Source organism: Sporolactobacillus mangiferae (assembly GCF_023336505.1).
In the GTDB taxonomy this organism is placed as follows: domain Bacteria; phylum Bacillota; class Bacilli; order Bacillales; family Sporolactobacillaceae; genus Sporolactobacillus; species Sporolactobacillus mangiferae.
On record NZ_JAMAST010000050.1, the window covers coordinates 1 to 825 of the forward strand.

Consider the following 825-nt stretch of genomic DNA (forward strand, 5'->3'; position numbering starts at 1 on the left):
AGTTGAGGACGTATACTTGTGTAAATTAGGTTATCTGAATAGATGAGAAAATGTGGAGCAGGGGTTCTGTTTTTCTGGAGGGGGGCTGGCCAGCCCCCCTCCAGAAAAACAGCGGGATTCATTGATCTTACCTGTCTCTCTCATTTTTTCATAGAAAATGAGCCGGAGCCCATCATCTTAGCTAGAATAGAGTTAACCACAACCTAATTCTAAGGGAGAGACTCTGGGATGGCTCAATTACAGATTACTCTAGATGAGCAACTTCTGCATCAATTATTTCTTGGCAATACTAAAGAATCTGGCATGAACGCCCTTTTGGAGGCGATCTTAAATCAAGTGTTAAAAGCACAGGCCAGTGAACAGCTGAACGCAGAAAAATACGAACGAAACGAAGAGCGGACGGGTTACAGAAATGGTTCTTATCCCCATCAACTAAGGACACGCGTGGGAAAGCTTACCTTGAACGTTCCCAGACTGCGTAACGGTCATTTCTCAACCGATCTTTTTCATCGCTATCAGCGCAGTGAACAGGCGCTGGTGCTGTCTTTAATGGAAATGGTGATTAACGGCGTTTCTACACGCCGAGTGAGTCAAATCACTGAAGAACTTTGCGGTACGGAGTTTTCGAAAACGACCGTATCGGATCTATGCGCACACCTGGATCCGATTGTCGAGGGTTGGAACAACCGTCCTCTGGAGGACAGCTACCCCTTTCTCGTTGTTGATGCGGTTTATACAAAAGTGCGTGAAAACGGGCGTGTTCGCTCCCGAGGCGTCCTGATCAGCTATGGAATCAGCGATCAGGGCTATCGAAGGATTCTCGGC

The 825-nt window shown here is 47.0% G+C and carries 1 protein-coding gene; it reads left to right on the forward strand.

Features of this window, described 5'->3' with window-relative positions; translation table 11 throughout:
* Nucleotides 1-228: 228 nt before the first annotated feature.
* A partial coding sequence (locus M3N64_RS13995) for an IS256 family transposase (RefSeq protein ID WP_249104308.1) occupies nt 229-825 on the forward strand: 597 nt, incomplete at its 3' end.